This window comes from Streptomyces sp. C, assembly GCF_000158895.1.
Lineage (GTDB): Bacteria > Actinomycetota > Actinomycetes > Streptomycetales > Streptomycetaceae > Streptomyces > Streptomyces racemochromogenes.
In genome coordinates, this window is sequence record NZ_GG657750.1 from 4,463,882 (window position 1) to 4,470,023 (window position 6,142).

General features: G+C 72.8%; 6 protein-coding genes. 1 reads left to right on the forward strand and 5 read right to left on the reverse strand.

The features are described from left to right. Positions 1-43: 43 nt before the first annotated feature. Entirely contained in the window at positions 44-550 is a 507-nt protein-coding gene (locus SSNG_RS20075) for a RidA family protein (RefSeq protein ID WP_007265718.1), read from the forward strand. Positions 551-686: 136 nt separating this feature from the next. Here the strand turns inward: SSNG_RS20075 and SSNG_RS20080 are convergent, their stop codons facing one another. The 5 genes from SSNG_RS20080 to SSNG_RS43980 all read right to left on the reverse strand — a co-directional run bounded on the left by SSNG_RS20080 (position 687) and on the right by SSNG_RS43980 (position 5,785). Beyond that, positions 687-1,526: a PhzF family phenazine biosynthesis isomerase gene (locus SSNG_RS20080; protein ID WP_042801457.1), complete on the reverse strand. Its 840-nt coding sequence runs from the start codon at positions 1,524-1,526 to the stop codon at positions 687-689. Positions 1,527-1,625: 99 nt separating this feature from the next. Beyond that, a complete protein-coding gene (locus SSNG_RS20085; RefSeq protein WP_241695086.1) occupies positions 1,626-2,390 on the reverse strand; it encodes a proline hydroxylase in 765 nt (254 codons plus the stop codon). A 123-nt stretch (positions 2,391-2,513) separates the two neighbouring features. Then, positions 2,514-2,705, reverse strand: a complete 192-nt coding sequence (locus SSNG_RS20090; protein ID WP_007265721.1) for a hypothetical protein — start codon at positions 2,703-2,705, stop codon at positions 2,514-2,516. A gap of 121 nt (positions 2,706-2,826) precedes the next feature. Next, positions 2,827-4,122, reverse strand: coding sequence for a tetratricopeptide repeat protein (locus SSNG_RS45315; RefSeq protein ID WP_347232505.1), 1,296 nt, complete (start codon positions 4,120-4,122; stop codon positions 2,827-2,829). 127 nt (positions 4,123-4,249) lie between these two features. Further along, a complete protein-coding gene (locus SSNG_RS43980; RefSeq protein ID WP_241695087.1) occupies positions 4,250-5,785 on the reverse strand; it encodes an alpha/beta fold hydrolase in 1,536 nt (511 codons plus the stop codon). Positions 5,786-6,142: the final 357 nt, after the last annotated feature.

The following is a 6,142-nucleotide window of genomic DNA, read 5'->3' on the forward strand; positions in this document are numbered from 1 at the left end:
CGAGGCAGGACGCAGAGTCGGGTCGAGGCCACCAGGGGGTGCCATGAGCGTTGACGTCCGCGAAAGGCTAGCCGAGCTCGGATTACGGCTGCCGGAGGTGAGCGCCCCCAAGGGCGCCTACGTCCCCGCGGTCCGCAGCGGCATACACGTCTTCGTCGCCGGCCAGATCCCGCTGACGGGCGGGGAGCTGACCCTGACGGGCAAGGTCGGCGCCGAGGTCTCCCCGGAACGGGCCCGGGAGCTGAGCCGCCAGTGCGCGCTGGCGGCCCTGGCCGCCGCCGACTCGGTGGCCCCCCTGGAGTCCGTGGTGCGGGTGGTGAAGGTCGTCGGCTACGTCTCCTCCGCGCCCGGTTTCACCCGCCAGGCGGGGGTGGTCGACGGGGCGAGCGAACTCCTGGTGGAGGTCTTCGGCGAAGCGGGCCGCCACGCACGCAGCGCGGTCGGCATGGACATCCTCCCCCTGAACGCCCCGGTGGAGATCGAGGTCGTCCTGGAGGTCGCCCCCCACCAGGGAGCGGCCCCTAGGCCGTCTCTTCCGGATCTTGCCTGACCCGCGCCGCCCGGCACCGCACCTCGCCGCGTTGGCGGAGCGCCCGAGTACGTCCAGTACAAGGGCGCCCCGCCAACGCGCCGATGCACGGCACCGGACGACGCGGGCTTAACCGGCAAGATCCGGAAGAGACGGCCTAGCCGATCGGGACCGCCGTGCCCGTCACCTCGATGCCGGCCGACGGGTCCGCCGGGACGCCCACCGTGATCAGGCTCGGGCGGCCCATGTCGACGCCCTGGTGGACGGTCAGCACGGCCGGCAGCTCGACCAGCCCCAGGCTCCGCAGGTACCCGCCGAACGCCGCCGCGGCCGCACCGGTCGCCGGGTCCTCGACCACCCCGCCGGGCGGGAACGGGTTGCGGGCGTGGAAGACGTCCGCCGACTCCCGCTGGACCAGGGTGATCGTCGTCCAGCCGAGGCGCGCCATCAGCCCGCTCAGCGCCGGCATGTCGTAGTCCAGGTCGGCGAGCCGCTCCCGGCTCGCCGCCGCGATCACCGGATGCCACGCCCCCGCGTACGCGGCCCGCGGCGGCAGCGCCGGATCGAGGTCGGCCGCCGACCAGCGCAGCGCCGCCAGCAGCTCCGCCAGATCGGCGTCCGTGATCGGCTCCGTACGCGGCTCCACGCTCACCAGCGTCGCGACGACACCGCCGTCCGGGCCGGCCGACGTCGTCACCGGCACCGGCCCCGCCTTCGTGTGCAGCAGCAGGTCCCCGACACCGTGCCGCTGCGCGTACGCCACGGCCGTCGCGATCGTGGCGTGCCCGCAGAAGGGCACCTCGTTCTGCGGGCTGAAGTACCGGATGTCCAGCGCCCCGTCCGGGCGGGGCACGGCGAAGGCCGTTTCCGAGTAGCCGACGTCCGCCGCGACCGCGGCCATCGTCGCCTCGTCGATGCCGGTGGCGTCCAGCACCACACCCGCCGGGTTCCCGCCCAGCGGGTCGGTGCTGAAAGCGACGTAACGCAAGAGGTCCATCGCCCGAACGTAGCGGCCCCGCCACCGGATGGTCAAAATCCGTATCACATACGGGAATTGACGGTTGCGGGCGTGGCCGCCACGCGCCGGCTCCGACCGTCACGCCCAGGTGAGCAGCTGCCCGGACGTACCGATCCCCACCGCGAACCCCAGCGCGATCCTGCGGTCCCCGTGACTGGGCCGGACCGCGTGGAAGAACCGCGGATCGATCAGGAGCGCCTCGCCGACCTCCGGAGCCAGCTCGATCGACTCGGCACCCGCCACCACCGACTCGTCGAACCCGTACCGGGCCGACAGCCGGTGCGCCTCGTCCTCGGGCTTCCAGCGGTGCCTCCACAGCACCGTCTCACCACCCTCGGGCGGCACGCTCAGGTACAGGTTGAACGCGAACTGCCCGATCAGCGGCTCGTCGAGCAGGTCCCCGTCGTACTCGCGCAGCGCGTCGTCGAAATGGACCTGGAACCCCTGGTTCGGCTCCCGGGCCACCCCGTCGCCCATCTCCACGCCGCCCCGGCGGCCCACCGCCACCCCGCCCGGCCAGGCCGCGGCCAGCGCCTCCCGGCAGGTGCGGAACGGATCGAACGACAGCCCCAGACCCTGCCAGGACTCGTGGTGCCCCTGCAGCGCCTTCCAGTACGTGTCGGCGACCCCGCCGTCCGCCATGTGGTCGCTGACACCCACCCCGAACCGCATCACCGGTGGATCGACGCGGGCCTTCCCGTACGAGTCGAACACCTGCTGCCGCAGCGCACCGAGCACCTCGTCACACCGCTCGCGCGGCAGGAAGGAGGGGACCCGGACCGCCGCGTACCGCCCGGCGGCCAGCCCGGCGAGCAGCTCGTGGGTGAACGCCGGCGCTGTCACGGCGCGGAAGAAGGGATCGTGCGGTGGAGCCGGTAACGCACTCCGAGTGGTTCGCCCTGAGGATTGCCCTGACGTCATTCGATCGCCCCCCGGCGTCGGAAAGACAACAGAAACCAATGGCACCTATCCGGGATGCGTCCCGCTGGTCGCGCGGAACGCCGTCTTCGCATCGAGCTCCAGTGCCTGCCGTCCGGCCTCCAGCGCTTCCATCGCGATCCGCCGGCCGACCTCCGCCTGCATCTGCTCCAGGTCGCTTCCCGGGGCACCCCATCTGAGGGACTGGTCGTCGTTCGTATCGGTGGGGACAGCAGTCATCGGCGGACCTCCGCGCATTTCGGTGTGGGACGCGTCACACAGGGTGAGGCAACGTCAGGCTACGCGCAAGCCCGCACCGGCCGTCGGAGTTCTGCCCAACTGATATGAAAAGCAGGGGATTTCAGCCCGGCATCTCCCGCAGAAGTTTCTGCAGAAGAGCCCTGGCCTGCACCAACAGCGGATGCTCCGGAGCCACCACCCGGGTGAGGTCGCGCACCAGCGCCTTCAGCTCGTTCACCGCTTCGGGCGTACGCCCCACGATCCCCAGCAGCACCAGCACGAACGTATAGCGGAACCGCATCACCATGTTGGAATCCGCCGGCTGAGCCGCGTCCCGCAGCGCCTCCCGGATCACCTGCTCCGCCTCCGTCGCCCGCCCCTGGTCCAGCAGCGCGTGCGTCAGCGTCTCCCGCACCCGCAGGATCTCCGGCGTCGACGGCGGCCAGTGGTTGCGCCGGCTGATGTCCAGGATCTGCCAGGCCTCCGCCTCGGCCTCCGCGTGCCGGCCCAGCGCACGCATCGTCCGGGCCAGCGTGTGGCGCACCACCAGCGTGTCGTAGTGCTCCCGGCCGCGCACCTCGTTCTCCGCCTCCACGATCGAGCGCAGCATCTCCTCGGCCTCCGCCTCCCGCCCCTCCTGCTCGTTGATCGCGCGCGCCAGCTTGTGCCGGCTGGCCAGCGTGTCCGCGTGGTCCTCCCCCAGGATCCGGGTCCGCGCCAGCACCACCCGCGCCAGCACCTCCTCCGCCTGCGACAGCTGCTCCCGGTCCAGGTGGATGCGGCCCTGCTCGTGCCGCAGCCCCAGGATCTCCCGGTCGTCGACGTCGAAGCCGAACGAGGCGCAGCGCTCCACCATCGGCAGCACCAGGTCGTACGCAGGCCCCAGCAGCCCCGTCGCTATCAGGTAGCGGGCGGTCAGCCGCGCCAGCTCCAGCGCCTCCGTCCGCACCGTACGGTCCGACAGTTTCAGCTCACCCAGCAGGCACGCCCGGGACACCTCCAGCGCGTGCGGGGCCAGCGCCGCCCACAGCGGCCAGTTCGCCGGGTGGTCGGGGTTGCGGTGGCGGGTCGCCCGGATCACCATCCGCACCGCCAGCCCGTAGTAGTCCGCGGGCCGGTCCCGCACCTCCGGGTCCTCGCGCAGCACCCCGTGCACCACCGGGTGCAGGGTCAGCACGTGCGCCAGGTCGCGCTCGGCGACGCCCTCGCGCTCGTAGAAGTCCACCAGCCCGAACTCCTCCAGCCCCGCGAGCGCCGCGTGCGTACGCGCCGGCGTGATCCCCGGGAACAGCGGGGACTGCGACAGCGGCGGATCGCCCAGCAGGCACCGGTAGGGGACGGGCGCGATGCTCAGACAGGCGAACACCTTCAGCAGGCTCGCCGCCTGCGCCCGCTCCTGGCTGCTCAGCAGGTCCATCGCGATCCCGCAGACCTTCTCCACGATCTCCCGGCCCAGGAGCTCGCTCAGGTCCGGGCCCGCCTGCCCCGGCGCGGCGTCCACCCGCGCCGCGACCGCCCGGCCGAAGGTCTCGAAGTCCCGGACGTCACTGTCCAGGGAGATCTGGCTCTCGCTGACCGCCCTGATCACGTCCGCCGCGTGCCGCAGGGCCAGCGGCAGCCCGCCCAGCTGCCGCGACAGCCGGCGCGCCTGCTCGTTCGTACCGCCCAGGCCGCCCGTCCGCTCCAGCAGCATCGACGCCCCGTCGTCCTCGCCGAGCGGCACCACGTGGTGCACGGCGCTGCTCTCGCCCCACGTCTGCTGGCGGCGCACCCGGCTGGTGACCAGCACCGTCCCGTTCGCGTTCTGCGGGCGGCGCAGCCAGCCGGTGCCGTCCGCGACCTGGGCCGTCGCGGGGGCCGAGCCGCTCCGGGTCGTCGGCGTTGTCGAAGATCAGCACCCACGGGTCCGGGCACGCGTTCAGCAGCGTCCACACCAGGTCCATCGCCGTCCCCAGCAGCCACGCCCGGTCCACCGTGATCGACGGGGCCCCCAGGTCCCGGGCGATCATCCGCATCCGCAGGCTCAGCTCCGGCATCGACACCCACCACACCCGCCGCCCGGCCCGCTGCGCCCGGTCCGCGACCTCCAGCGCCAGCCGGCTCTTGCCCGACCCGCCCAGCCCGGACAGCACGTGCACCTGCTGGCGGGCCTGCTCCGACAGCAGCGAGGCGACCAGGCCCAGCCGCTCCTGCCCCTTCAGCTTGCCCTCCTCCAGCGTCCCGTACGGCGGCGGCGGGTACGGCGCCAGGTCCAGTTCCCCGGCGGCGGGCGGCGGCAGCGAGGGCCGCCCGGCCGCCTCGGCGGGCGAACGCGGCGCGCGCAGCCCGTCCCCCGCCCCGTCCGCGTCCGCCGGCCCCTCCGCCGGCGCGTGCGCCGCCTCGCGCAGCGCGGTGCGGACCGCCCGGTAGGGGGCGGCGGAACGGTCGGCCGGCTGCACGATGGAGAAGTGGTCGGCGGTGACCACCCCGCCCTTGGGGAACACCCCGCGCGCGACGACGGGCGGCACGATCTCGTCGGCGGAACCCCCGTACGCGCGCACCGGTATCGGACACTCCTGGTCCCCGTACGCCCGCCCGTGCACGACGGCGCTGAGGACGGTGCGCTGCGCCTCCGTCACGGCCCGGTCGAAGGGGCGCAGCTGCTTCTCCTGGGGGTTGTTCCAGATCTTGAGCCAGCTGCGGACGGTGAGGAAGAACCCGGACCCGGTGTTGGGGCAGGCGAACATCGTGAAGTGCTTGATCCGTGCCAGCTCCCGCCCCTCGCCGACCCACAACTTCCGTGCGAGGAACCGCTGTACGACCAGCCCGCCCTGGCTGTGGGTGACGAGCACGATCCGCTCGGCCTCGGCGAGCTCGGTCTCCAGGAAGGTGCCGAGCTGGTCGGCGACGTCGTCGGTCTCCGCGACCCGCCGGTCGGGGCGCAGACGCACGAGGGGCGAGTCGTACTCGAAGAGGTGGACGCTGACCCAGTCGGCCAGCTCGGGGTCGGTGGTGAGGAGGGTGTGGAAGGCCGTCCACACCTTGGCGGAGGAGAACAGACCGTGCACCAGCACGAGGTGGACGCGTGTCCGTACCGCCATCGCGAACCTCCGCAGCCAGAATGTGGGTTGAAGCAGAAGGATTTCGGTCGCAGATGAAAACTTAGATGAAGAACTACCCACGTCAATGATGCACGCGGGGCGACCGCGGGAGCCATAACAAGACACCCTTCCCCCCGGCGCGCAACAGGCGCGCCGGTCGCGCGCGGGGGGCGCGCCGAGCACGAACCGGGGCAGCGCGAGCGCCCCGGAGCGGGGCGCACGGCAGGGGTGGGGGCGCACGGCACGGGTGGGGCGCGTGGGGGCGGTCGGGTTGTCGGGCGGTTGGAGGCGAGCGCTCAGAAGTCGCCGGGCGGGAGGGGGAGCGGTGTCCCCTGGGGCGGTCTCAGGGAGGGTTGG